Origin of the sequence: Streptomyces sp. WAC 06738, from assembly GCF_003945505.1 — a bacterium.
Classification (GTDB): Bacteria; Actinomycetota; Actinomycetes; order Streptomycetales; family Streptomycetaceae; genus Streptomyces.
This window is the reverse complement of sequence record NZ_CP029618.1, coordinates 203474-226888: the sequence shown is the minus strand read 5'-3', so window position 1 is coordinate 226888 and position 23415 is coordinate 203474. Positions and strand designations below refer to the sequence as shown.

Annotated in this window: 20 protein-coding genes and 3 pseudogenes; 12 read left to right on the top strand and 11 right to left on the bottom strand. The window is 73.9% G+C overall.

Annotation, left to right across the window (positions count from 1 at the left end):
• Positions 1 to 79 precede the first annotated feature (79 nt).
• The 3 genes from DMB38_RS00745 to DMB38_RS00735 all read right to left on the bottom strand — a co-directional run bounded on the left by DMB38_RS00745 (position 80) and on the right by DMB38_RS00735 (position 3063).
• Positions 80 to 913, bottom strand: a complete 834-nt coding sequence (locus DMB38_RS00745) for a TIGR02452 family protein (RefSeq protein ID WP_240661879.1) — start codon at positions 911 to 913, stop codon at positions 80 to 82.
• Between the two features lie 129 nt (positions 914 to 1042).
• Entirely contained in the window at positions 1043 to 1750 is a 708-nt protein-coding gene (locus tag DMB38_RS00740; protein ID WP_047014318.1) for a lysophospholipid acyltransferase family protein, read from the bottom strand.
• 86 nt (positions 1751 to 1836) lie between these two features.
• A complete protein-coding gene (locus DMB38_RS00735; protein ID WP_047014317.1) occupies positions 1837 to 3063 on the bottom strand; it encodes an acyl-CoA dehydrogenase family protein in 1227 nt (408 codons plus the stop codon).
• Between the two features lie 157 nt (positions 3064 to 3220).
• Here DMB38_RS00735 and DMB38_RS00730 point away from each other — a divergent pair, with 157 nt between their 5' ends.
• From DMB38_RS00730 to DMB38_RS36020, 5 genes are all read left to right on the top strand, one after another.
• Complete coding sequence (locus DMB38_RS00730) at positions 3221 to 3895, top strand: TetR family transcriptional regulator (RefSeq protein WP_125933484.1); 675 nt, start codon at positions 3221 to 3223, stop codon at positions 3893 to 3895.
• Between the two features lie 179 nt (positions 3896 to 4074).
• Positions 4075 to 5313, top strand: a complete 1239-nt coding sequence (locus DMB38_RS00725; protein WP_047014315.1) for a MurT ligase domain-containing protein — start codon at positions 4075 to 4077, stop codon at positions 5311 to 5313.
• A 28-nt stretch (positions 5314 to 5341) separates the two neighbouring features.
• Entirely contained in the window at positions 5342 to 6070 is a 729-nt protein-coding gene (locus tag DMB38_RS00720; protein ID WP_047014314.1) for a glutamine amidotransferase, read from the top strand.
• Positions 6071 to 6181: 111 nt separating this feature from the next.
• The gene (locus DMB38_RS00715) at positions 6182 to 7117 is read left to right on the top strand and encodes a cytochrome c oxidase assembly protein (protein WP_125933483.1); all 936 of its coding nucleotides are present in this window, start codon (positions 6182 to 6184) and stop codon (positions 7115 to 7117) included.
• 119 nt (positions 7118 to 7236) lie between these two features.
• On the top strand, positions 7237 to 7407 hold the full coding sequence (locus tag DMB38_RS36020) for a hypothetical protein (RefSeq protein WP_164715901.1): 171 nt from the start codon (positions 7237 to 7239) through the stop codon (positions 7405 to 7407).
• Positions 7408 to 7428: 21 nt separating this feature from the next.
• Here the strand turns inward: DMB38_RS36020 and DMB38_RS00710 are convergent, their stop codons facing one another.
• The gene (locus DMB38_RS00710; protein ID WP_125933482.1) at positions 7429 to 7611 is read right to left on the bottom strand and encodes a hypothetical protein; all 183 of its coding nucleotides are present in this window, start codon (positions 7609 to 7611) and stop codon (positions 7429 to 7431) included.
• A 257-nt stretch (positions 7612 to 7868) separates the two neighbouring features.
• On the opposite strand from DMB38_RS00710, the gene DMB38_RS00705 reads away from it, so the two are divergent.
• On the top strand, positions 7869 to 8744 hold the full coding sequence (locus DMB38_RS00705) for a hypothetical protein (RefSeq protein WP_125933481.1): 876 nt from the start codon (positions 7869 to 7871) through the stop codon (positions 8742 to 8744).
• 55 nt (positions 8745 to 8799) lie between these two features.
• On the opposite strand, the gene DMB38_RS00700 is transcribed toward DMB38_RS00705, so the two are convergent.
• Positions 8800 to 9861 carry a LacI family DNA-binding transcriptional regulator gene (locus tag DMB38_RS00700; protein WP_125933480.1) on the bottom strand — a complete coding sequence of 354 codons (1062 nt, stop codon included), beginning with the start codon at positions 9859 to 9861 and terminating at the stop codon, positions 8800 to 8802.
• Positions 9862 to 10003: 142 nt separating this feature from the next.
• On the opposite strand from DMB38_RS00700, the gene DMB38_RS00695 reads away from it, so the two are divergent.
• On the top strand, positions 10004 to 13216 hold the full coding sequence (locus DMB38_RS00695) for a glycosyl hydrolase 115 family protein (protein ID WP_125933479.1): 3213 nt from the start codon (positions 10004 to 10006) through the stop codon (positions 13214 to 13216).
• 1 nt (position 13217) lies between these two features.
• On the opposite strand, the gene DMB38_RS00690 is transcribed toward DMB38_RS00695, so the two are convergent.
• Positions 13218 to 13994, bottom strand: a complete 777-nt coding sequence (locus DMB38_RS00690) for a response regulator transcription factor (protein ID WP_125933478.1) — start codon at positions 13992 to 13994, stop codon at positions 13218 to 13220.
• A 385-nt stretch (positions 13995 to 14379) separates the two neighbouring features.
• Between DMB38_RS00690 and DMB38_RS00685 the strand changes: the two are divergent.
• Together DMB38_RS00685 and DMB38_RS36555 are read left to right on the top strand one after the other, a co-directional pair.
• Positions 14380 to 14924 (top strand): annotated as a pseudogene (locus DMB38_RS00685) (snapalysin family zinc-dependent metalloprotease).
• A 205-nt stretch (positions 14925 to 15129) separates the two neighbouring features.
• Positions 15130 to 15346: pseudogene (locus DMB38_RS36555) on the top strand (alpha/beta fold hydrolase); the annotation flags it as partial.
• 22 nt (positions 15347 to 15368) lie between these two features.
• Here DMB38_RS36555 and DMB38_RS00675 read toward each other — a convergent pair.
• Positions 15369 to 16370, bottom strand: coding sequence for a glycoside hydrolase family 64 protein (locus DMB38_RS00675; RefSeq protein WP_125933477.1), 1002 nt, complete (start codon positions 16368 to 16370; stop codon positions 15369 to 15371).
• A 301-nt stretch (positions 16371 to 16671) separates the two neighbouring features.
• Between DMB38_RS00675 and DMB38_RS00670 the strand changes: the two genes are divergently transcribed.
• The gene (locus tag DMB38_RS00670; protein ID WP_125938728.1) at positions 16672 to 17913 is read left to right on the top strand and encodes a glycoside hydrolase family 16 protein; all 1242 of its coding nucleotides are present in this window, start codon (positions 16672 to 16674) and stop codon (positions 17911 to 17913) included.
• Positions 17914 to 18052: 139 nt separating this feature from the next.
• On the opposite strand, the gene DMB38_RS00665 is transcribed toward DMB38_RS00670, so the two are convergent.
• From DMB38_RS00665 to DMB38_RS36545, 4 genes and pseudogenes are all read right to left on the bottom strand, one after another.
• Positions 18053 to 18283 carry a hypothetical protein gene (locus DMB38_RS00665; protein WP_125933476.1) on the bottom strand — a complete coding sequence of 77 codons (231 nt, stop codon included), beginning with the start codon at positions 18281 to 18283 and terminating at the stop codon, positions 18053 to 18055.
• A gap of 116 nt (positions 18284 to 18399) precedes the next feature.
• Complete coding sequence (locus tag DMB38_RS00660) at positions 18400 to 19713, bottom strand: ATP-grasp domain-containing protein (protein ID WP_240661877.1); 1314 nt, start codon at positions 19711 to 19713, stop codon at positions 18400 to 18402.
• 30 nt (positions 19714 to 19743) lie between these two features.
• Positions 19744 to 20403 carry a 4'-phosphopantetheinyl transferase superfamily protein gene (locus DMB38_RS36550; protein WP_240662658.1) on the bottom strand — a complete coding sequence of 220 codons (660 nt, stop codon included), beginning with the start codon at positions 20401 to 20403 and terminating at the stop codon, positions 19744 to 19746.
• A 102-nt stretch (positions 20404 to 20505) separates the two neighbouring features.
• Positions 20506 to 21333: pseudogene (locus DMB38_RS36545) on the bottom strand (metallophosphoesterase); the annotation flags it as partial.
• Between the two features lie 260 nt (positions 21334 to 21593).
• Between DMB38_RS36545 and DMB38_RS00650 the strand changes: the two are divergent.
• Both DMB38_RS00650 and DMB38_RS00645 read left to right on the top strand, forming a co-directional pair.
• Positions 21594 to 22709 carry a hypothetical protein gene (locus tag DMB38_RS00650; protein ID WP_125933474.1) on the top strand — a complete coding sequence of 372 codons (1116 nt, stop codon included), beginning with the start codon at positions 21594 to 21596 and terminating at the stop codon, positions 22707 to 22709.
• Positions 22709 to 23407 (top strand): TetR family transcriptional regulator, encoded by a 699-nt coding sequence (locus DMB38_RS00645; RefSeq protein ID WP_125933473.1) that lies wholly within the window; start codon positions 22709 to 22711, stop codon positions 23405 to 23407. The genes DMB38_RS00650 and DMB38_RS00645 overlap by 1 nt, the downstream gene beginning before the upstream one ends.
• Positions 23408 to 23415: the final 8 nt, after the last annotated feature.

The following is a 23415-nucleotide window of genomic DNA, read 5'->3' as shown; positions in this document are numbered from 1 at the left end:
CAGGCGTCACCGGTTTCCCCTGGTGCCCCCGGACCAGCCCGCTGCGCGTCCTGGTCCCCACGCACCACGGCGCGGGCGCTCAGCCGGCGCCGAACGCCGCCTCGAACGCGGCCCTGTTGGCCGACCGCGGCTGCCGGTCCCAGACGGCGAACACCAGCCGCGGGAACCGCCCCGCGAAGCGTCCGCCGGGCTCCAGGTGCGTACGGAACGCCGCCGCCACCTGTGCCGGATCGTTGCGGAACACCCCGCAGCCCCACGCGCCCAGCACCAGCGCCGTCACCCCCGCGACGGCCGCCACCTCCAGCACCCGCTCCGCGCGCCCCGCCAGCGCGGCGGGGATCCGGTCCGTCTCCTCCGGCGTGCGCTGGGCGATGACGCCCGCGTTGGGGGCGGGGGAGGTGAGGAAGTAAACGGCGTACGGCTCGGGGAGGAGCGCGCCGGCGTCGTCGCGGAAGACCGGGACGGCGGGGGAGTGGATGACGCGGTCGGTGTAGAAGGGGCTGCGATCGGCGCGGTGGGCGGCGTAGAACTCCGGGGCGCGCAGCAGCGCCGGGTAGAGCGCGGAGGCGCGGCACAGCTCCTCCTCCTGCGCCCGGGCGCCGTTGACGTACCCGCCGCCGGGGTTCCGGGCGGAGGAGAAGTTGAGCACGCCGACGCGGTCGGCCCCTTCACCGGCCAGCCGCCGCGCGGCGGCCAGCGAGGTCTCGGCGGTGACTTCGGCGGGCGTGTCCCGCGGCCCGTCCGCGGGGGCGCCGCCGGCGCCCGCGACCGGCCCGGGACCGTACATCCGGGTGCCGTCCGCGGCCCTCGCGGCGGCCTCGCCCAGCGGCACCCACCGGCCCGCGGCCTCGTACCCGCCGGCGGCGAGGATCCGCTCGTTGTCGCGCGCCACTTCGCGCAGCCGTGCGCTCACCGGGCACCGCCGCGGCCGGTCCGTACCGTGCCGCGGGCCGCCGGGGCGGCGCGGTCCGCTGTCCTCGTCATGCCAGGACGGTACGCACCGGGGCCGGGCCGCGACCACCGGGTTTCCGCGGGGCGTCCCTCAGGCCGCGGCCGGCGGCTTCTTCTTCGCGGCCTCCTGCTCGGCCTTGACCTCTTGGGCGTAGCGGTCGACGTACTCCTGGTCCGACATGCTGAGGATCGCGTACATGATCTCGTCGGTGACGGCCCGCAGCACGGCCTTGTGGTCCTCCATCCCCTCGTACCGGGAGAACTCCAGCGGCTCGCCGAAGCGGATGGTGACCCGGCCGAGGCTGGGGAGCTTCTGCCCGGGCGGCTGGACTTCGCGGGTGCCGATCATCGCGCACGGGATGACCGGCACGCCCGCCCGCAGCGCCATCGCCGCCACCCCGACCCGGCCCTTGTACAGCCGGCCGTCGTGCGAGCGCGTGCCCTCGGGGTAGATGCCCAGCAACTCGCCCTTGGCGAGCACGGCCAGGCCCTCTTCGATGGCGGCCTGCGCCGCCTTGCGGCCCCGGCGGTCGACCGGGATCTGGCCGATGCTGTGGAAGAACCCGGCGGTCAGCCGCCCCTTGAGGCCGGGGCCGTTGAAGTACTCGGCCTTGGCGAGGAACGTGATGCGCCGTTTCAGCATCACGGGCATGAGGAAGTGGTCCGCGAACGACAGGTGGTTGCCCGCGACGATCGCCGCCCCCTCCTCCGGAATGTGCTCCAGGCCCTCGATCCGCGGCCGGAACAGCGGCCGCAGCAGCGGCCCGAAGAACAGGTACTTCAGCAGGTGGTAGAACACCGCGGCCTCGCCTTTCCCCCGGTCGGTCGTCGTGCGCTCGCAGAGTAGCCGCGTGCCGCCCGCCGGGGGGAGAGGGGCGGCCGAAGTCAGCGGATCGGGACACCGGCCAGGGTACGGGCGATCACCAGCCGCTGGATCTCGCTCGTTCCCTCGAAGATCGTGTAGATGGCGGCGTCGCGGTGCATCCGCTCCACCGGGTACTCGCGGGTGAAGCCGTTGCCGCCGAGGATCTGCATCGCCCGCGCGGTGACGTCCTTGGCCACCTCGCCCGCGTACAGCTTCGACATCGAGCCCTCGGCCGAGGTGAACCCCTTGCCCGCGCTGGCCATCCAGGACGCCCGCCAGACCAGCAGCCGGGCGGCGTCGATCTGGGTGCGCATGTCGGCGAGCTGGAAGGCGACGCCCTGGTTGTCGATGATCGGGCGGCCGAACTGGACCCGCGTCTTGGCGTACTCCAGCGCCGTCTCGTACGCCGCGCGCGCGATGCCCACGGCCTGCGCGCCCACCGCGGGGCGGGACGCCTCGAAGGTGGCCATCGCGGCGTTCTTGACCCGCTCGCCGCCGGACTTCGCCCGCTCGCGCGCCCTGGCCAGCCGCTCCTGGAGCCGGTCCCGGCCGCCGAGCAGGCACGAGCCGGGCACGCGCACGTCCTCCAGCACCACCTCGGCGGTGTGCGAGGCGCGGATGCCGTGCTTCTTGAACTTCTGGCCCTGCGACAGCCCCGGCGTGCCCGGCGGGACGATGAACGAGGCGTGCCCCTTGGTGCCCAGCTCCGGGTCGACGACGGCGACGACGACGTGCACGGCGGCGATGCCGCCGTTGGTGGCCCAGGTCTTGGTGCCGTTGAGCACCCACTCGTCCTTGGCCTCGTCGTAGACGGCGCGGGTGCGCATCGCGGAGACGTCGGAGCCGGCGTCCGGCTCGGAGGAGCAGAAGGCGGCCAGTTGGACGTTGTCGACGTCGCCGTACATCTGCGGGATCCAGGTGCCGATCTGCTCCTCGGTGCCGTTGGCCAGCACGCCGACGGCGGCGAGGCCCGTACCGACGATCGACAGGGCGATGCCCGCGTCGCCCCAGAACAGCTCCTCCATGACCATCGGGATGCTCAGCCCGGTGGGGTCGAAGTACTGCTGGGCGTAGAAGTCCAGTGAGTACAGGCCGATCTTGGCCGCCTCCTGGATCACCGGCCAGGGGGTCTCCTCGCGCTCGTCCCACTCGGCGGCGGCGGGGCGGATGACGTCGGCGGCGAAGCCGTGCACCCACTCCTGGACGGACCTCTGGTCCTCGTTGAGCTCGAACGTGAACTCAGACATGGCGCCTCCGCAGCCTTCGCAATTCGTTACCGTCGGTAACGTAAGTCTGTTACCCACGAGTAGACCATGTCAACTCCCGTACGCCCGCGGGGGGCCCGTCACGGGGGTGCTAGGTTGCGCAGGCATTCGGGCATCGACCAGCAGGGGAGCGGTCTCCATGGACAACCGGCGCGGCGAGAAGGAGCAGGCGGCCGAGGACCGGCGCCGCGAGCTGCTCGAAGCCGCGGACCGGGTGGTCCTGCGCGAAGGACCCGGCGCCTCGATGAACGCGATCGCCGCCGAGGCCGGCATCACCAAGCCCATCCTCTACCGCCACTTCGGCGACAAGGGCGGCCTCTACCGCGCGCTCGCCGTACGCCACACCGACGCCCTCCTCGCCGCCCTGCGCGCCGCGCTCGACGCCCCCACCGGCCGGCGCGAGCGCGTCGAGGCCACCCTCGACACGTACCTCTCCGCCATCGAGGCGCGCCCGCAGGTCTACCGCTTCCTCATGCACCCCGCCGACGGCGGCGCCGCCGAGATCCCGGAGCCGGACGCGTCCCCCGAGGCCGGCGAGCGCGGCTTCGAGGTCGGCCGCCACTCCGCGCCGCTGCTCCGCCGGCTGGGCGAGGAGCTTGCCCAGGTCATAGCCGACCGCATCGACTTCGGCCCCGGCGGCGCGGTGATCGCCCGCGCCTGGGGCCACGGCATCGTCGGCATGATGCACGCCGCCGGCGACTGGTGGCTGCACGAGCGGCCCTGCACCCGCGCGGAATTGGTGCAGAGCCTCGCCGATCTGCTCTGGGGCCGGCTCGCCGCCGCCGCGGACAAGGCCGGCGGACCCGGCCTCTAGGGGCCTCCGGGCCGCTACGGGACCGGCCCCCGACCGCCGCGACGTGCCGCGATTCGGGGCCGGGCGCGGATCTCGGTAGGCTGGCCGCTACCGCGCCGCGCCGCAGGCCGGGCAGCGGACGAAGCACACCGGAGCACCGCGGCGTACCACGCACGGGCACGCGAGGAGGAGCTACGACGATGGCAGGCAACACGGAACCGCTGTCGCCACGGTCCAAGCTGGCCGTCACGGCGGGCAGGGCGGCAGCAGCGGTGTCCCGCGCCGCGGGCAAGGGCAGCGGCTCCGTGATCGGCGGCAAGGTCGCGCTCAGGCTGGACCCCGACCTGCTCGGCCGGCTCGCCGGCCATCTCGACGTCGTCCTCGTCTCCGCCACCAACGGCAAGACGACCACCACCAGGCTGATCGCCGAGGCCCTGCGTGCCTCCGGTCCCGTCGTCTCCAACGCCCTCGGCGCCAACATGCCCGCCGGCATCACCTCGGCGCTCGCCGGCGGCTCCGACGCCCGCTACGGCGTCATCGAGGTCGACGAGAAGTACCTGGCCGGCGTCGCCCGCGACGTCACGCCGAAGGCCATCGCGCTGCTCAACCTCTCCCGCGACCAGCTCGACCGCGCCGCCGAGACCCGCATGCTCGCCGAGCGCTGGCGCGAGGGCCTCGCCGGCAACAAGGCCCTCGTCGTCGCCAACGCCGACGACCCCCTCGTGGTCTGGGCCGCCTCCTCCAGCCCGAACGTCGTCTGGGTCGCCGTCGGCCAGGAGTGGAAGGACGACGCCTGGTCCTGCCCCTCCTGCGGCGGCGTGCTCCAGCGCCCCGGCGAGGACTGGCTCTGCGCCGAGTGCGGCTTCCGCCGCCCCGTGCCCAGTTGGGCCCTCTCCGGCGAGCACGTGCTCGACCCGCACGGTGCCGCCTGGCCGATCCGCCTCCAGCTCCCCGGCCGGGCCAACCGGGCCAACGCCACCACCGCCGCCGCCGTGGCCGCCGCCTTCGGCGTGCACCCGCAGACGGCGCTGGAGCGGATGTGGGAGGTCACCGCCGTCGCCGGGCGGTACGACACGGTGCAGTTCGGCGGCCGCGACCTGCGGCTGCTGCTGGCGAAGAACCCGGCCGGCTGGCTGGAGACCTTCTCCCTCATCGACCCGCCGCCCACCCCCGTGGTGCTCTCCGTCAACGCCCGCGGCGCCGACGGCACGGACACCTCCTGGCTGTGGGACGTCGACTACACCCGGCTGACCGGGCACCCGCTGTACGTCATCGGCGACCGCAAGCTCGACCTCGCCGTCCGTCTCGAGGTGGCGAACCAGAGCTTCCGGGTGTGCGAGCACGTCGACGAGGCCGTCGCCGCCGCGCCGCCCGGCCGGATCGAGGTCATCGCCAATTACACCGCGTTCCAGGACCTGCGCCGCCGCGTCGGCAACTGACCCGCACGAGACGCCAAGGAGCCATCGCATGAACGACACCAGCCTGCGCCTCGTCTGGGTCTACCCCGACCTGCTGTCCACCTACGGCGACCAGGGCAACGCCCTCGTCGTCGAGCGCCGCGCGCGGCAGCGCGGCTACGACGTCACGCGCGTCGACGTCCGCTCCGACCAGCCCGTGCCCGCCTCCGCCGACATCTACCTCATCGGCGGCGGCGAGGACCGCCCGCAGCGGCTCGCCGCCGAGCGGCTGCGCCGCGACGGCGGCCTCAACCGGGCCGCGGGCAACGGCGCGATCATCTTCTCCGTCTGTGCCGGTTACCAGATCCTCGGCCACGAGTTCATCAACGACCTCGACCGGCAGGAGCCGGGCCTCGGCCTGCTCGACGTCACCAGCGGCCGCGGCCAGGCCGGCCGCTGCGTCGGCGACGTGCTCGCCGACATCGACCCGCAGCTCGGCCTCCCCCAGCTCACCGGCTTCGAGAACCACCAGGGCGTCACGCACCTCGGCCCGACCGCCAAGCCGCTCGCCCGGGTCCGCTTCGGCCACGGCAACGGCACCGGCGACGGTACCGAGGGCGCGTGGAACGGCAACGTCTTCGGCACGTACATGCACGGCCCGGTGCTCGCCCGCAACCCGCAGATCGCCGACCTGCTGATCCGGCTGGCGCTGGAGTCCCCGGGCCTGCCGCCGGTCGACGACCGCTGGTACGAGGCCCTGCGCAACGAGCGCATCGCCGCCGCCAGCGCCTCCCGCTGACGCCGTTGCCGGGGCCCCCGGCCCACCGCGCCGGGGTACCCCGGCGAAGAGGCGGAACGGGCCGGGTCTAGCCTGAGTGAGGGCATCACCGGCACAAGGAGCAGCACCGACATGGACCACGGCGGGCACGGCGGCCACCTGGACCTTCCGCCGTTCACCCTGGGGCGCGGGCTGGAGTGGACCGGCGAGCCGGTCTTCCTCATCGGCTCCCTCGTGGCCCTGGCCCTCTACGGGTACGGGGTCTTCCGGCTGCGCCGCCGCGGGGACGACTGGCCGATCGGGCGGACCGTCGCGTTCGCCGCCGGCGTGCTGACCATCGTCCTCGTCATGTGCACGGGCCTGAACGACTACGGCATGGTCATGTTCAGCGTGCACATGGTGCAGCACATGGTGATCAGCATGCTCTCGCCGATCCTGCTGCTCCTCGGCGCCCCCGTGACGCTGCTGCTGCGCGCGCTGCCGACGGGCCGCCCGCGCTCCGCGGTGGTCTCGGTACTGCACAGCCGCTATCTGATGGTGATCACGCACCCCGTGTTCACGATCCCGCTGTTCATCGCGAGCCTGTACGCGCTGTACTTCACCCCGCTCTTCGACACGCTCATGGAGAGCAAGGCCGGGCACGTCGGGATGATGATCCACTTCCTCGCGGTGGGCCTGGTCTTCTTCTGGCCGATCATGGGCGTCGACCCGGGGCCGAACCGGCCCACGCACGTGATGCGGATGCTGACGCTCTTCGCGGGGATGCCTTTCCACGCCTTCTTCGGCATCGCGCTGATGATGGGCAGCGAGCCCATGGTGGACGTCTACGGCAACCCGCCCGCGTCCCTCGGCATCGACGCCCTGGACGACCAGCAGGCCGCCGGCGGCATCGCCTGGGCGTTCAGCGAGATCCCGTCGGTGCTCGTCCTCATCGCGCTGGTCTACCAGTGGTACAACTCCGAGCAGCGCCGCGCCAAGCGCAGCGACCGCACCGCGGACCGTGACGGGGACCAGGAGCTGGCCGCGTACAACGCCTATCTGGCCTCGCTCCAGGCTCGCGAACAGTAGCCGCGCGGATACCCGCCGCTCTTCCGACTACCGCACCGCCCCCCGGCGAGGGACCATGGGGACAAGGTTGCGTGCGGTCGCGCGGGGACGGCCGTCGGCTGACGGCTGGTGGAGGCGGCATGGACAAGCCCGGTTCTGCGAAGGCCATGGTCGTGAGTACCGTGGCCGGTCTCGTGGTCATCACGGCGTACACGGTGTCGGTGGGCAGCAGCGGATGGCTCTGGTTCGGCTGGGTCATCCTCGGGCTGGCCGCCCTCGGCGTGGTGCTGACCGGCGGCTCCTGGCGATAGGCGGCAGCACCGCGGCCCGCGTCAGCCGGTGAGCAGGGTGCCGCAGCGGGTGCAGCGGACCGGGGGTGCGGTGTCGGCGAGCCGCCCGCACTCCGGGCAGACGCGTTCCAGCCAGCAGACGGACTCCCCGCCCTCGGGCCCGGCCGCGCCGGTGGCGGCGGGCCCGGCCGTCGTCGCGGGCTCCCGCTCGTCCTCGTCGCCCATCGGCACCCTTCCGTTCCGTACGGGATCACCTGGCGGATCCCGCTTACAGCCATTCACACCCTTCCCGTCGGAAGCGGCCGGAATTCGAGGCCAGTTCGACGTCAATTCGTTACGGTACCGTAATCTGAGGACGTATCTGCGACTGCATGCAACGACTCAGGTTGCCGAACCCCGCCGCGCGGCGGCGGGGTTCGGCTGTGGCCCGGTCCGCGGCGGCGCGCAGAGCCCAGTGCGTCGGTGTGAGACAGGGGTGACGGATGGCGGCCGGCACAGCGACTCTGGAGCGACCCACCTCCCTGCCGGTCCCGGCCGACCGGCGGGCCCCGGCGAGGCCGGTCGAGCGCAGAGCGGTGTGGTGGGCGGCCTGCCTGATCTGCGGTGGGCTCGCGGGGCTGCTCCTCGCGGTCGTCGGCACGCTGCGCGGTGCGCGTCCGTCGCGGCGGCGGGTGCTGATCGTCGTGTGGGGCACGGTGGTGCAGGCGGTGCTCGCGTGCGCCTTCGCCGTGCTCGGGTTCGGCGGCCAGATACGGCCGTGCGCGGCGCCGGGAGAGGGCGGCGGGGTGTGGCAGACGGCCCGCACGGTCCTCAACGCCCCCGTCTCCGGCGCCGCGTTGCTGTACGCGGCCGGGGAGGGCGGCGAGATGTACCGCTGTGCGGCGAACGGCACCACCGCGGTCATCCTCGACGACGGGTTCGCCCGCGCGGGCACGATGTACGGGACCGTCTTCCTCACCGACCAGCGGGCCGAGACGCAGTCGCCGCGGATGCGGAAGCTGTCGGAGCACGAGGCGCGCCACTCCGACCAGTGGGCGCTGGGGTCGCTGCTCGCGGGGCCGGCCGCGTTTCCCGCGCTGTACGCGGCGGACGAGGTGTTCTTCCCCGGCGCGTACAACCACTTCGAGCAGGCGGCGGGGCTGGAGGACGGGGGCTACGACCCGCCGCCCGACAGCCCGCCGGCCGCGGGGCGGCTCGCGGTCCTCTCGGTCGGCGTGCTCGTCGGCTACACGCTCGCGGCCAGCCCGGGGCGCCGCAGGCCGGCACCCGTCGTACGCCCCGGCCCGGTACCGGCCGCCCTGCACGACCCCGGCGCCGACCGCGGGCGGGAGACCGCGAAGCCCGCCGGGCGGCGGTGAGAGCCGGGTCGTCGCCCGTTCGAAAGTTTCGGTTCCCCGGGGGTACCGGGTGCCGTCAGCGCCCGGGCGGCGGGGCCGTGCTGTTGCGGGTGACGAGGCTCGTCGCCAGCTCGACGCGGCGCGTCACCGGCTCGTGGCCGCGGCCGATGTCGAGCACCAGCCGGGCCGCCGCCTCGGCCATCTCCGTCAGCGGCTGCCGCACGGTCGTCAGCGGCGGGCCGATCCAGCGGGCCACCGGCAGGTCGTCGAAGCCGACGACGCTGAGGTCGTCGGGGATGCGCAGGCCCAGCTCGCGCGCGGCCTCGTACAGGCCGAGGGCCTGGAGGTCGTTGCCGGTGAAGACGGCGGTGGGGCGGTCGCGCAGGGCGAGCAGCTCGCGCCCGGCGGCGTAGCCCGCCTCGTGGTGGAAGTCGCCCTCCCGGATCAGCTCGGGGTCCACCGGCAGCCCGGCGACGCCCAGCGCCGCGCGGTAGCCGTCGATACGGGCCCGGCTGCACATCATCTCCGGCGGCCCGCCGACGACGCCGATCCTGCGGTGGCCCAGGCCCACCAGGTGGCGGGTGGCGGCCAGGCCGCCCTGCCAGTTCGTGGCCCCGATGGACGGCACGTCCTCGGCGAGGTCGCCCGCCGGGTCCAGCACCGCGAACGGGATGCCGCGGCCGGTGAACTGCGCGCGCTGGTCCGCGGAGAGGTCAGAGAGCACCAGGATGACGCCCGCGGGCCGGCGCGCGAGCACGTCCTCCACCCACGTCTGCCCCGGCGTCAGCCGCCCCGCGCTCTCCGAGAGCACCACGCCGAGCCGCTCCGCCCTGGCCACGTTCTCCACGCCCCTGATGACCTCCATCGCCCACGCGCTCTCCAGCTCGTGGAAGACCAGGTCGAGCAGCGGGGCCTGGCGGGCGCCGCCGCCGCGGCGCCGGTAGCCGTGCTCGCGCAGCAGGTCCTGCACCCGGGCGCGGGTGCCGGGGGAGACGTCGGAGCGGCCGTTGAGGACCTTCGAAACTGTCGACGCCGACACGCCGGCGGCCTCCGCGATCGCCGCCAGCGTGGCGGTGGCCTGCGGCTCCTCGCCGGCCGCGGGGGCCTCTCCGTCGAACTGGACTCCAGCACCACTCATGGCGGGATGGTAGCCCCGCCACCCGCCGCCGCGCGATGTCTTGACCTTCCCATGGCCTCACCCTAGGTTGCGCTGAAACATTCGAGATGCTTTACGAAACATTGCCGCCCGCTTCTGACGGCTCGGCGAAGGAAGGCCCGGCATGGACAGCAGCGACTCCCGGCACGACCCGCCTCCCGCGTCCGACTCCCCGCCCGGCGACGGCGTCAGCAGGCGCCGCGTCCTCGGCGCCGGTCTCGGCCTCGGCGCGCTCTCCGCGACCGCCGGCGGGGTCCTCGGGCTGCCGGGCCCGGCCGCCGCCGCACCGCCGCAGGACCCGCCGCGGCCGACCGACCCCGGCGCGTACATCGCCCACGGCCCCGGCGCCGGCCGGTTCCCGCTCGTCGCCGGCGGCCGGGCCGCGCCGCTGGTCGCCGATGGCGGCGACTTCCCCGGTGTGCTGCGCGCGCTGGGCGACCTGCGCGCGGACCTGGAGCGGGTCACGGGCGTCCGTCCCGCGCTCACCCGCGACCGCGCGCCTTCCGGGCATACCGCCGTGCTCGTCGGCACCATCGGCCGCAGCCCGCTGATCGACGGCCTGATCGCCGCGGGCAAGCTCGACGTCAGCGGTATCGAGGGCCGGTGGGAGACCTCGCTGCATCAGGTCGTGACCGACCCGCTGCCCGGCCTGGACAGCGCCTTCGTCATCGCGGGCAGCGACCAGCGCGGCACCATCTTCGGCATCTACGACGTCTCCCGCGGCATCGGCGTCTCCCCCTGGCACTTCTGGGCCGACGTCCCGCCCCGCCGCCACGACGCGCTCTACGTGCTGCCCGGCCGGTTCTCGCAGGGCACGCCCGCGGTCAGGTACCGCGGGATCTTCATCAACGACGAGAACCCCGCCCTCGGCCGCTGGGCGCCCGGCTTCTTCGGCCCCGGCCACGCCGAGGGCCACCCCGGCGGCTTCAACAGCGCCTTCTTCGCCAAGGTCTTCGAGGCCATGCTGCGGCTCAAGGCCAACTACCTGTGGCCGGCCGTCTGGGGCCGCGCCTTCGCCGAGGACGACCCCGCCAACCACGCCACCGCCACCGCGTACGGCATCGTCATGGGCACCTCGCACGAGGCGCCCATGATGCGCGGCATCGAGGAGTGGAACCGGCACGCCGTCCCCGCGGTACGCGACGCGAACGGGAACATCGTCACCGAGGGCCACGACCCGTACGGCGGCACGGGGGAGTGGAGCTTCGTGCGCAACGAGGCCGCCATCCGGGCGTACTGGCGCGACGGCATCCGCCGGATGGCGGCCGAGGGCTTCGAGGGCGTGGTGACCCTCGGGATGCGGGGCAACGGCGACACCTCGCTCCCCGACGGCGACGGCATCGAGCTGATGGAGCGCATCATCGCCACCGAGCGCGGCATCCTCGCCGAGGAACTGGGCGACGCGGCCGCCGTGCCGCAGGTGTGGACCATGTACAAGGAGGTCCAGCACTACTGGGACAGCGGCATGCAGGCGCCCGACGACGTCACCGTCGTCTTCACCGACGACAACTGGGGCAACCTGCGCCGCGTACCGGACCCCTCGCTGCCGCCCCGGTCCGGCGGCTACGGGCTGTACTACCACTTCGACTACGTCGGCGGCGGCCGCAACTACAAGTGGGTCGACACCGCCAACCTCGCCAGCACGTGGGAGCAGTTGCACCAGACGTACGCGTACGGCATCCGCAACCTGTGGGTCGCCAACGTCGGCGACCTGAAGTCCAACGAGCTGCCCACCCAGTTCTTCCTGGACTACGCCTGGAACCCCGACCGCTGGCCGGCCGACGCCCTGCCCGAGTGGGAACGCCGCTACGCGGCCGAGAACTTCGGCCCCCGGCACGCCGCCGAGATCGCCGAGATCCTCCACGAGTACGGCCGCCTCCAGGCCCGGCGCAAGCCCGAACTGCTCAACCGGCGCATCACCCTCGACCCGGCCAGGGACCCCGCCACCGACCCCGCCGCCGTCGTCTACGACGACCAGGCCACCCCCTTCAGCCGCGTCAACTACGGCGAGCTGGACCGGGTCACCGACGAGTGGCAGGAGCTGGCCCGCAGGGCGGACCGCGTCGAGGCCCGCCTCGACCGCGCGGACCGGGCGGCCTACTTCCAGCTCGTCCGCTACGCCGTGCGCGGCACCGCCGTCGTCTACGCGCTGCGCCGCGCCGAGTTCACCAACCTCCTCTACGCCGCGCAGGGCCGCGCCGCCGCCAACCAGCTCGCCGCCGAGACCGACGCCCTGTTCGCCGAGGACCAGGCGCTCGCCGACTACTACAACCACACGCTCTCCGGCGGGAAGTGGCAGGGCTTCCAGACCCAGCCGAAGATCGGCTACGGCGACGTCGAGCGCTACGGTCCCAACGCCCCCTGGCAGCAGCCGGAGAAGGACAACGAGGCGCTGCCCGACGAGGTCTTCCCCGCGGTCAGGCGCATCGACCCGGTCGCCGGCGCGTTGCTGGGCGTGGCGGTGGAGGGCTCCGAGCAGTGGTGGCCGGACGCCGCGGGGCCCGCGGTGCTGCCGGAGGTCAGCCCGTACGACAGCGGCCCCGCCCCGTACATCGAGGTCTTCAACCGGGGCCGCAGCCCCTTCGGTTACGAGATCGAGCCCGCCGTGCCGTGGCTGCGCGTCGACCGTCCGCGCGGCCGGGTCACCTCCCAGATCCGCGCCACGCTGCGCGTCGACTTCGCCCGCGCGCCGCGGGGCACCACCACCGTGCCCATCGTCGTCAGCGGCGCCGGCCGCACCGTGGAGGTGCACGCCCGGGTGCACCGCCCGTCCGCGCGCCACTCCGCGCTCGCCGGCTCCGTCGAGGCGGGCGGCTGCGTCTCGGTGGAGGCCGACCGCCACACCCGCGCCGTCGCCGCCGCCGGGGTGGCCTGGCGCCGCATCCCCGGCATCGGGCGCACCGGCAGCGGCATGGCGCCGTTCCCGGTGACCGCCTCCCCGCGGCCGGCCGGCCAGGGGCCGAGGCTGGAGTACACGATGACGCTCTTCACCACCGGCACCCTGCGCGTGGCCGCGTACCTCTCGCCGCGCAACAGCGTCCTCACCCCGGACGGGCTGCGCTACGCCGTCGCCTTCGACGACGACGCCCCGCAGACGGTGAACGTCACCCGGGTCACGGGCGCCGACGACGGCCGGATGAACCGTCAGTGGGAGCGCAACACCTCGGACAACGCCACCGTCACGGTGACGGAGCACCGCGTGACCAGTCCGGGCGTGCACGTGCTGAAGCTGTGGATGGTGGACCCGACGGTGGTGGTGCAGAAGCTGGTGGTCGACACCGGCGGCGTACGCCACAGCTACCTCGGCCCGCCGCCGAGCAAGTTCGTCCAGCGGTGAGTCACGGTCCGGGCGGGGGCTGCGCGGAGCCGGGGGTGATCAGGCCCGTTTCGTAGGCGGCGATGACCGCCTGGGCGCGGTCGCGGAGCTGGAGCTTGGCGAGGATGCGGGCCACGTGCGTCTTCACGGTCGCCTCGCTGAGCCGGAATCTGGCGGCCAACTCCGCGTTGCTGTGGCCGCGCGCCAGGGACTCCAGCACCTCCAACTCGCGCCGGGTCAGCGCGGACAGGTCGCGGTGCAGCGCCACCGCGCGGTCGTCGCGGGTGGCGAAGCGCTCCACCAGGCGGCGGGTGATGGACGGCGCGAGGAGCGCGTCGCCGGAGCGGACGAGGCGGACGGCGGCGGCCAGATGCTCGGGGGTGACGTCCTTGAGCAGGAAGCCGCTGGCGCCGGCGGCCAGCGCGGCGTACACGTACTGGTCGAGGTCGTACGTGGTGAGGATGATGACCCGCGGCGCGCCCGGCCCGGAACCCGGCCCGGAACCCGGCCCGGGACCAGGGCCCGGCCCCGCCGCCGCTGCCCTGCCGTCCGCGCCGAGGAGGCGGCGGGTGGCCTCCAGGCCGTCCATCCCCGGCATGCGGATGTCCATCAGCACCACGTCGGGCAGGCTGCGGCGGACGGCGGCCACCGCCTCCTCGCCGTCGGTCGCCTCGCCGACGACGTCGATGCCGTCCGCGGCAAGGATCATCCGGAAGCCGGTGCGGACGAGCGCCTGGTCGTCGGCGATCACCACCCGCGGCGCCCGGTCCGCCCCGCCGGGCTCTGCCTGCGTGCCCACGTCCCCTCCACCGCCGTCCTCGCGGGACCGCGGACCCCGCCGCCCGCGGTCAGCGTACCCGTGCAGTCTGACAAGACGTCCGGCGCGGCGGATCGGCCCTGAGGCGCAATCCGTCTCGACTTCCCGACTACTCCGGAAGAATGACCCGCGGCACGCGACCGGATTCCGCCCGTACGAAATCGGCCGTGTGCGCCGCTCAGGGAATACAGAGGACCGCGCCGAGATGGCGTAAGAAGGTGAAATCTGCTGCCATTGCCGCCTCTTGTGGGCCGCGGAGCGCCGCTCCTACACTCGGGCCGACCCTTATCGGGGTCGCGCAGTAGTGCTCGATTCTCACACCAAGAGGAGGGCTCCCCGCATGCTGCGAAAGTTGGGTATCGGCGTTATGGCCGCTGCCGCAATCGTCACTCTGTCCTCGCCCCCGGGGCCACCGCCGCCCCCGCTCCCGCACCGGAGCGTACGGCCGTCGCCACCACGCTGTACTACGACGACAGCCAGGCCGGTGAATTCAAGGGCGCCGTCGCCGCGGGCGCGGAACAGTGGAATTCCACGGTGCAGAACGTCAAACTGGCGAAGGCCCCGGCGGGCACCCGCGCCGAGATCACGGTCATCGCCGACGACGGCTGGCCGCGGGCCACCCTCGGCCCGGTCCGCCCCGGCGGACGCGCCACGGTCTGGTTCGGCCGCCAGGCGGTGAACGAGGGGTACAACACGACCCGCATCGCCGCGCACGAACTGGGCCACAGCCTCGGGCTGCCCGACCGGAAGCCCGGTCCGTGCTCGTCGCTGATGTCCGGCTCGACGGCCGGCGTGAGCTGCACCAACCCGGTCCCGAACGCGACCGAGCGGGCGCAGGTCGAAGCCAACTACGGCGGCGGCTTCGCGAGCCTCGTGCCCATGGACGGGCGCATCGTCGTCGACGCGCCCTAACCGCCGGACCGCAGGTACGACACCTCCCGTGGCCGGGGCGGAGACTCCCCGGCCACGGGCCACGGGCCACGGGCCACGGCCGGGCCCGTACGCGCGCATTCCCGTTCGGAATGCGAGGGGAATTCACCGCGGGATACCGCAGACCGCCCGCGCGTGAATCACCCCCGTCCGCGTCCCCGCTGATCGTCGTGCGTGAGGTGGCGCCATGCAGAACACGCCGGCCTTCGTCCTCGTCCACGGGGCGTTCGCGAACTCCTTCTCCTTCGCGCCGCTCCAGGCCGGAACTCGCGCTGCGCGGACACCGCTCCCTCGCGATCGACCTGCCGGGCCACGGATTCTCCGCCACGCTCCCCGCCGCCTACCAGGCCCCGCAGGATCCCGGCGCGCTCGCCGCCACTCCCGGCGGCATCAAGGGGGTCACGGCCGGGGTGCGGCGCCCGGCCGTCACCAGCCGACGGCGACCACCATCCACTGCGGGTCCTGGACCGAGACGAACGACGACTGGTCGGCGACGTCGTCGTACGGGAAGCCGTACGCCAGGCCGCCGATCGCGCGCTGGTGCCAGAACTGGGCGTAGTAGTTGGCCGGAGCCTGCCGGTAGAAGCGGCTCGGGTCGCCCCACTGGTTCTGCGGCAGCTCGGCGACGTGCCGGTTGAGCGCCGCGCAGCCGGGGGCGTCGCCCGCGAGCGGGCCGGAGCAGCCGAAGACCTCCTGCGTCGTGACGTTCTTCCCGACCGACCTGGCGTAGTCGCTCATGTAGGCGGCGTGCTTCCCGCCGGGCTGGAAGTCCGGCACGTTGCCGGGGGAGGGGATGCGGTACGGCGCCTGCACCTGGCTCAGCGACGCGAACTCCGGCGGCATGGCGGCCGCGAACTTCTGCCACGTGGCCTCGCGGGACTCCTGGAACGTCGCGTAGTCCTCGCCGACCTGCCGGTCCGTGCCGTCGTGGCCGTGCACCCGCATGGCGAGCTTGAGCGCGAAGGCGTCGACGCGGGTGGTGTTGCCGTGGAAGGCGTCGGGGCCGACGGTGAACTCGATGAAGTCGGAGTACCGGCTGTCGGGCGAGCCGAGGTGGAAGTACATCCGGCCGGCGGAGTTGGCGGGCATGTCGACGTACCGCTGCTGGGCGATCGAGCGGGTCTGGCCGCCGAAGGACCAGAAGACCTGGTCGTCGGGGTACTGGCCGTTCGTCCTGTTGAGGATCTGCACGGTCAGCACGTTCCGCGCGGGCGGGATGGCGCCCGTGTCGCCCCAGAAGGAGGCGGGTGGCGGGTCACCCGCGGCCGCGGATGCCGCGGATGCCGGGCCGGACGCGGGCGGTACGGCGGCGTGCGCGGCCGTGCCGGCGCGGTCGGCGACCGCGTAGCAGGCGAATAACAGCAGGGCGACGACGGCCGTCAGCAGGCCGCGGTGGCGTCTGGGCCACGTCGGGTGCGCGGGGGACATGCGGAGGCTCCTTCGCTGTGGGGGCGTACACGGCCCGCGGCGGGAGCTGCCCGGCGGGCCGGGCGTACAGAGAGCGCTCTCAGAGCGTCGTGAGGTGCGGGTGCGTTGTCAAGGGGTGCGGTCGCACGACCTCCGGGAGTTGAACACCGAGCGTGCCCGCCGGACCCATTGACTGCATGACGTGAAGAGAGTTCACTCACCTCGCGCAAAGGTATGGACCATGCTCCACGCTCGACCCCACGACGCATCGAGGTGAGCTTCCATGTTCGTACGACGACGCAGACATCCGCTCCGCAAGGCCGTGCTCGTCGCCACGGCCCTCGCCGCTGTGCTGGCCGTGCCGCTGCCCGGCGCCGCCGGCTCGGCACCGGCCCCCGAAGGCGGCGGAAAGGCGGAAGCCGCGCCCTACGCCGTCACGTTCGAGGACAACTTCGACGGCCCCGCGGGCTCGGCCGTCAACGGCGGCAAGTGGCTGATCGAGACCGGCGACAACGTCAACAACCACGAGCGGCAGTACTACACCGCCGGCAACGCCAACGCCGCGCTCGACGGCCAGGGGAACCTGGTCATCACCGCCCGGCGCGAGAACCCGGGCAACTACCAGTGCTGGTACGGCCGGTGCGAGTACACCTCCGCGCGGCTCAACACCTCCGGCCGCTTCACCACCACGTACGGCCACGTCGAGACCCGGATGAAGCTCCCCCGCGGCCAGGGCATGTGGCCCGCGTTCTGGATGCTCGGCAACGACATCGGCCAGGTCGGCTGGCCGGCCAGCGGCGAGATCGACGTGATGGAGAACGTCGGCTTCGAGCCCGGCACCGTCCACGGCACCCTGCACGGCCCCGGGTACTCCGGCTCCGGCGGCATCGGCGGCGGGTACACGCTGCCCGGCGGGCAGCAGTTCGCCAACGGCTTCCACACCTTCGCCGTGGACTGGTCGCCGAACGAGATCACCTGGTCCGTCGACGGCACCGTCTACCAGCGGCGCACGCCCGCCGACCTCGGCGGCCGGCAGTGGGTGTTCAACAAGCCGTTCTTCCTCATCCTCAACCTCGCGGTCGGCGGCTACTGGCCCGGCGACCCCGACGGCAGCACCTCCTTCCCGCAGCAACTCGTCGTGGACTACGTCCGCGTCAGCACCTCCGACGGCGGCGGTAACTCCGGCACGTTCACGGGCGCCGGCGGCAAGTGCCTCGACGTCGCAGGCGCCAACCCCGCCAACGGCACCGCGGTCCAGCTCTACGACTGCAACGGCACTTCCGCGCAGCGCTGGACCGTGGGCACCGACGGCACCATCCGCGCCCTCGGCAAGTGCCTCGATGCGGCCGCCGCCGGCACCGCCAACGGCACCAGGGTGCAGCTCTACGACTGCAACGGCACGGGCGCCCAGCGCTGGTCGTACAACTCGGCCACCCGCGACATCGTCAACCTGCCCGCGGACAAGTGCCTGGACGCGGTGGGCGGCTCGACGGCCAACGGAACGCCGACGCAGCTTTGGACCTGCACCGGAGCCGCGAACCAGAAGTGGACGCTGAACTCCTAGCACTCCCGGCCCCGCAGGGGGTGCCGGGAAAGCGCTCGCGCACGCAGGGACCCCGAGTCTCGGCGCCGCTTCCCGGCGCCCCCTTACCTTCAACACGTGAAGTGGGGGCTGATGCCCCTGCCCCCACCGGGGCGTGCGCTCACGCCCCGTCGCCAGGCTGCCGCCGAGCGGGGGGGGGCGCGCCCGCGGGGGCCGCGGCCGCCGGCGCCGCCGCGACCCGCCGCCGGCGGCGTCTGCGTGCCAGGTCGGTCGGCCGCAACTGCACCGCCGTGGGGTCGAACTCGCCGGAGCGCAGCAGCGCTTCCGAGCCCGGTGCGGCGGCGGGTGCCCGGTCGCGGGGGCGGTCGCCGTCGCGGCTGCTCGTCGGCATCTGGGGCCATCCACGGGGGGGCTCGTGCGGGCGGGGCTCGTACCGCCAAACGAACGGCCCCCGGACGAGTCACGGAGCGATCGCCGCCCCGCCGGCTTCCGCCCCGCGCGGCCGCCTCAGACGGTGCCGGGCACCGGGCGGCACAGCTCGGCGATCGCCGTTGCCAGCCGGGCGAGTTCGGCGTGGTCGGCCGTACGGCCGTGCAGGTACCCGAGGCGTGCGCCCGCCCCGTCCCGGGGGTCGGGCGGGAGCGCGGCGGCGGTGGTCAGGTCGGCGAGGTCGACGCCGGGCAGGTGGCGCAGGCCGTCGAGCTGGGCGGCCTGGTCCTCCGGGCCGGCCGCGGGTCTCTGCCGGGTCCCGCGGGCGGGGGGCAGCAGCGTGTACTGGTACGTGACGCCCTCGAACCGCGGTGAGTCCGGCACCGGCAGCCCCAGCGCGAGCCGCATCGCCGCCGCCACCAGGTCGAAGCCGGATCCGCGCCGTACGACGTCGCCGACGAGGCCGCCGAGGCGCCCGTTGACCTCGATCAGCCGGGGCCCGTCCGCGGTGAGCTTCAGCTCCGTGTGCACGATCCCGTCGCTGATGTCCAGCGCCCCGATCGCCGCCTCGGCCAGGTCCTCCGCGGATTCAGCCAGCGGTGCGTCCAGGGTGTGCGGGACGAAGGAGCCGCGCTCCCGGAACGGCTCGACCAGCGGGAACTTCCCCGTCACGCAGAGCGGTTGGCACTCCTTGCGGTGCACGGCCGTCTCCACGGAGACGTAGTCGCCCCACTGTGCCCCGGCCGCCCCGGGATCGCCCGGGAGCAGCGCCTCGACCAGCAGGTCGGCACCGGGGGCTGCGTCCGCGCAGGCCGCGACGGCGGCGCGGGCGCCGGAGACGCTGTCGAGCCGGTGCACGAGCCGGCCGCCCGCACCGCGCCGCGGCTTCAGCACCGCGGGCAGGCCCACCGTGTCCAGCGCGGCGTCGAGGTCGGCGGCGTCGGCGACGAGCGCGAACGGCAGGTCGTCCAGGCCCGCTTCGGCGAACGTACGGCGCTGCTGGAGCTTGTCCACGAGCCGGCCGGTGACCGCGGGGGTGTGCCAGTAAGGGATGCCGAGCGCCGCCGCGATCACGGAGGTGAGCTCCATGCGGTGCTCGCTGAACGTCAGCAGCCCGTCGGGTACGAACACGGCGACCGCCATCGCCGCGTCATGTGCGTCCAGCCCGGTGATGTCGCACAGCGCGAACCGCCGCGTCAGCACCGGCAGCAGCTCCCGTACGTGTGCGGAGGCCCGGTCCACGACGAGGAACAGCTCCACCCCGCATAAGCGGGCGGCGGCCGCGACCTCCGCGGCACCGGCCGAGCCCGCGTCGTACAGGACGCCGACCGTCCGCTCCCCGCCCATCGTGCCCACGCCGTCGCCCGGCGGATACGGGACGGTCCGGGGCACCGGGCCCGTCCCGCCCCGCGCCGCCCGCACCTACCCGCCGTCCCCGCCGGCCCCCGCGGCCAGCGCGACGGCGGTGACGAGAAGGCCGCTGCGGCACAGCCACCGGCCGTTCATGTGCGCCAGCGAGATGCCGTCGACGGTGGGGGCGGGGACCAGGATCCGGGCGGTGAAGGTCCCCTTGTCCGGGTCGACGTCGATCCGGGCCTCGTCGAAGTCCAGCTCCCTCGCGGTCAGCGGGTACCAGACCTTGAAGACCGACTCCTTGGCGCTGAACAGCAGCCGGTCCCAGCAGACTTCGGAAGGGCCGCGCATCCGGGCGCGTACCTGCTCCTGCTCCTCCGGCAGCCCGACGGCCTCCAGGAGGCCGTCCTTCAGCGGCTCGTTGGGCTCGGCGTCGATGCCGATGCCGAGGACTTCACCGCGGCGGGCGACGGCGGCGGCGCGGTAGCCGGCGCAGTGCGTCATGGAGCCGACGATCCCGGCGGGCCACTGCGGTGCGCCGCGGCGGCCGGGGAGCAGGGGCGCGGACTCGACGCCGAGCGTGCCCAGGGCGCGGCGCGCGCATTGCCGTACGGTCGCGAACTCCGCCTGCCGGTGCGGTACGGCCCGGGCGACGGCCCGGGCCTCCTCGGGGTACAGCCGCTCCGCGGGCGGCTCGGGCGGATCGGTGAACGCCTCGGCCGCGGTCACCCCTCCGGGCAGTAACTCCTGGAGCAGCCGGGCCCGTTCGGGAGTGGTCGTGAGTTCCCTGGGCCGCCCCGCCGGGGCCGCCGCCGTGGCCGTCGACGACGGCGGCAGGACCGTGCGCAGCAGCTCGCGCGGCGGGCGGCGCTTCCACTCCCGCGGGTAGCCGAGCGAGACCTCGGTGAACTTGACCCCGTCGTACCAGGTGACGCGGGGGATGTGGAGGTGGCCGTAGACGACGGCGGCGGCGCGGAAGCGGCGGTGCCAGTCGGCGGTGAGGGTCGTGCCGCACCACTGCGCGAACTCCGGGTAGCGCAGGATGTCGGTCGGCTGGCGCACCAGCGGCCAGTGGTTGACCAGCACCGTGCGGTGCGCGGGGTCGACGGCCGCGAGCCGCCGCTCAGTCAGCGCCACCCGCTCCCGGCACCAGGCGTCCCGGGAGGGGTGCGGGTCGGGGTGGAGGAAGTACTCGTCGGTGCAGACGACGCCGGCCTCGTGGGCCAGGCGCAGCGACTCCTCCTTGGTCGCCGCGCCCGGGACGCGGAAGGAGTAGTCGTAGAGGACGAACAGCGGCGCGATCGTCACCGGGCCGCCCTCGCCGTCCCAGACGGGGTACGGATCCTCGGGCGTCACGACGCCGAGGCCGCGGCAGAGTTCGACCAGGTGCCGGTAGCGCTCCTCGCCGCGCAGGGTGACCGGGTCGTCGGGGTGGGTCCACAGCTCGTGGTTGCCGGGCACCCACACGACCTTGGCGAACCGCTCGGCGAGGAGTCCGAGGGTCCATTCGATGTCCGAGACGCGCTCGCCGACGTCGCCGGCGACGATCAGCCAGTCTCCGGGCGCGGTGGGGCGCAGCCCTGCGGTGATGTCGCGGTTCTCTTGGTAGGCGACGTGCAGGTCGCTGACGGCCAGCAGTCTTCCGTGCATCAGGGCCATTCGATCATTCGGCGGCGGCGGCTCGGGTGGTGTCAAGGGCGCGAGGGCGGCTTTCGTCCGGCAGCCGCGCATCGGGCGCTGTGCCGACAGGTTGGTACCCGTACCTAAATTCCCGCCAAAAGGCTGCTGACCGGCCCTTTCGCCGCGGCAACGCGCGCTCGCGGCGGGGGAGTTGCGGGCACCGCGGGGGCCGCGCCAGACTGGATCCTCAACGTCCGTTGAACAGAAGTGTTCTCTTTGCGAATGACAGGGAGCAGATCGTGACCACACCGGCCGCAGGGTCCCCCCACGGCGCGGCGCCGGCCCGGATGCCGACGCAAGCGCCCCCGGAAGCGCCGGAAGCCGGCGGCTCCGGCACCAACCGCGTGCTGTTCGGCCCGGTCGTACTCGGGCTCTTCCTCGTCCTCGCGTTCGCCGGGCTGATGATCCCCGGACTGCGCAACCCCGCCCCCAGCGACATGCCGCTCGGCCTTGCCGGGCCGGGTCCCGCGGTCGCGCAGGTCGAAGCCCAGCTCGACGCGGCCGCCCCCGGCGCGTTCGAGGTCAAGCGGTACGCGGACGAGGCCGAGGCCCGCACCGCCCTGCGCGAGCAGGACGTCCTCGGCGCCATCGTCGTCGGCCCTTCGCCGAAGCAGCCCCCCGCCCTGCTCGTCGCCAGTGCCGCGGGCGACGCCCCGAAGACCGCCGCCACCACGGCGTACGAGCAACTGACCGCGCAACTCGGCACCCCGCAGAAGGTCGACGACGTCGCCCCGCTGCCGGAGAAGGACTCCCGCGGGGTCAGCGCGGTGCTGCTGTGTGTCGCCCTCACCATCGGCGCGCTGATCTTCCAGCTCGTGCTCAGCCTGGCCGCCGCCCACGTCGGAGCCGCCAGGCGCTGGCTGTCCTGCCTCTGCTACGCGGTCGTCGCCGGCGTGGCCGGCGCGCTCTTCGCCGGGCCCCTCACCGGCACCCTGGACGGCCACTTCCTCGAACTGCTGGGCGTCACCACGCTGCTGTCGCTGACCGTCGTCGGCGTCGTCGCGGCGTGCCAGGCGCTGCTGGGTGCGCTCGGCATCGCCGTCGGCGCGCTGCTCGTCCTCCCGCTCGGCCTCGCCTCCTCCGGCGGCGTCGTCGACCCGCACTTCCAACCCGCCTTCTACGGTGCCGTCTCGGAGTATCTGCCGATGGGCAGCACCGTCTCGCTGCTGCGCCGCGTGCTGTACTTCGACGGCAACGCGGCCGGCGGACCGCTGCTCACGCTGGCGCTGTGGGCCGCCGGCGCCTGGCTCGTCACCGTGGCGATGGAGCGGATCCGTCCCTTCCGCCCGCTGATGGTCATCGTGCCCGCCGCCGCCGTGGCCCCGGCCCGTAGCGCCTCCGCGCGGACGGCCTGATGGCGCCGCCCCACGAGCCCGGCGGCCGGCCGGCGGACGAGCCGCCGGAAGCCGGGCAGGACCGCCGCGAGCTGATCCGGCTCGCGGCGGTCGAGCTGTTCGCGCGGCACGGCTACCGTGGCACCACCGTGCGCGCCATCGCCGAACGCGCCGGGGTGGACCCGGCGCTGGTGATGTACCACTTCGGCAGCAAGGAGAACGTCTTCTCCACGGTGATCCGGGAGACGATGCGCGCCGAGGAGCTGCTGCCGGAGCTGCCGCGGCTGCTCGACGAGGTCGCCGACACCGACAGCGCCGACGACCCCGCCGCGGACGGCAAGTGCCCCGGCGGGCCCGGCAGCCGGCTGCTGCGCGGCTTCCTCACCCGCTGGGAGGACGCCGCCACCCGCCCCTCGCTCCTCGTGGTCTTCCGCTCCGCGATGGAGCACCCCGAGGCGTCGCAGCTCTTCCGCGAGGTCGCCGGCGGCGAACTGCTGCTGCCCCTCGCCCGCCGCATCCCCGCGCCCGACCCCGAACTGCGCGCGGCGCTGGTCGCCTCGCTGCTCGTCGGGCTGGTCACCGGGCGCTACGTGGTGCCGATCGAACCGCTGGCCGGGATGGAGCTGGACACCGTCGTCGGGCTCTACGGCCCGTACGCGGACGACATGCTGCTCGGCCGGCTGGGCGGCTCCCCGCCGCCCGGCCGGCCCGATGCCTGACCCCGCGG

Excerpts from the sequence above, each read along its gene's own strand:
- DMB38_RS00730 (WP_125933484.1), top strand. The coding sequence starts at position 3,221 with ATGGACAACCGGCGCGGCGAGAAGGAGCAGGCGGCCGAGGACCGGCGC.
- DMB38_RS00735 (WP_047014317.1), bottom strand. The coding sequence starts at position 3,063 with ATGTCTGAGTTCACGTTCGAGCTCAACGAGGACCAGAGGTCCGTCCAG.
- DMB38_RS00705 (WP_125933481.1), top strand. The coding sequence starts at position 7,869 with ATGGCGGCCGGCACAGCGACTCTGGAGCGACCCACCTCCCTGCCGGTC.
- DMB38_RS00645 (WP_125933473.1), top strand. The coding sequence starts at position 22,709 with ATGGCGCCGCCCCACGAGCCCGGCGGCCGGCCGGCGGACGAGCCGCCG.
- DMB38_RS00715 (WP_125933483.1), top strand. The coding sequence starts at position 6,182 with ATGGACCACGGCGGGCACGGCGGCCACCTGGACCTTCCGCCGTTCACC.
- DMB38_RS00725 (WP_047014315.1), top strand. The coding sequence starts at position 4,075 with ATGGCAGGCAACACGGAACCGCTGTCGCCACGGTCCAAGCTGGCCGTC.
- DMB38_RS00665 (WP_125933476.1), bottom strand. The coding sequence starts at position 18,283 with ATGCCGACGAGCAGCCGCGACGGCGACCGCCCCCGCGACCGGGCACCC.
- DMB38_RS00675 (WP_125933477.1), bottom strand. The coding sequence starts at position 16,370 with ATGTCCCCCGCGCACCCGACGTGGCCCAGACGCCACCGCGGCCTGCTG.
- DMB38_RS36020 (WP_164715901.1), top strand. The coding sequence starts at position 7,237 with ATGGACAAGCCCGGTTCTGCGAAGGCCATGGTCGTGAGTACCGTGGCC.
- DMB38_RS00695 (WP_125933479.1), top strand. The coding sequence starts at position 10,004 with ATGGACAGCAGCGACTCCCGGCACGACCCGCCTCCCGCGTCCGACTCC.
- DMB38_RS00710 (WP_125933482.1), bottom strand. The coding sequence starts at position 7,611 with ATGGGCGACGAGGACGAGCGGGAGCCCGCGACGACGGCCGGGCCCGCC.
- DMB38_RS00720 (WP_047014314.1), top strand. The coding sequence starts at position 5,342 with ATGAACGACACCAGCCTGCGCCTCGTCTGGGTCTACCCCGACCTGCTG.
- DMB38_RS00700 (WP_125933480.1), bottom strand. The coding sequence starts at position 9,861 with ATGAGTGGTGCTGGAGTCCAGTTCGACGGAGAGGCCCCCGCGGCCGGC.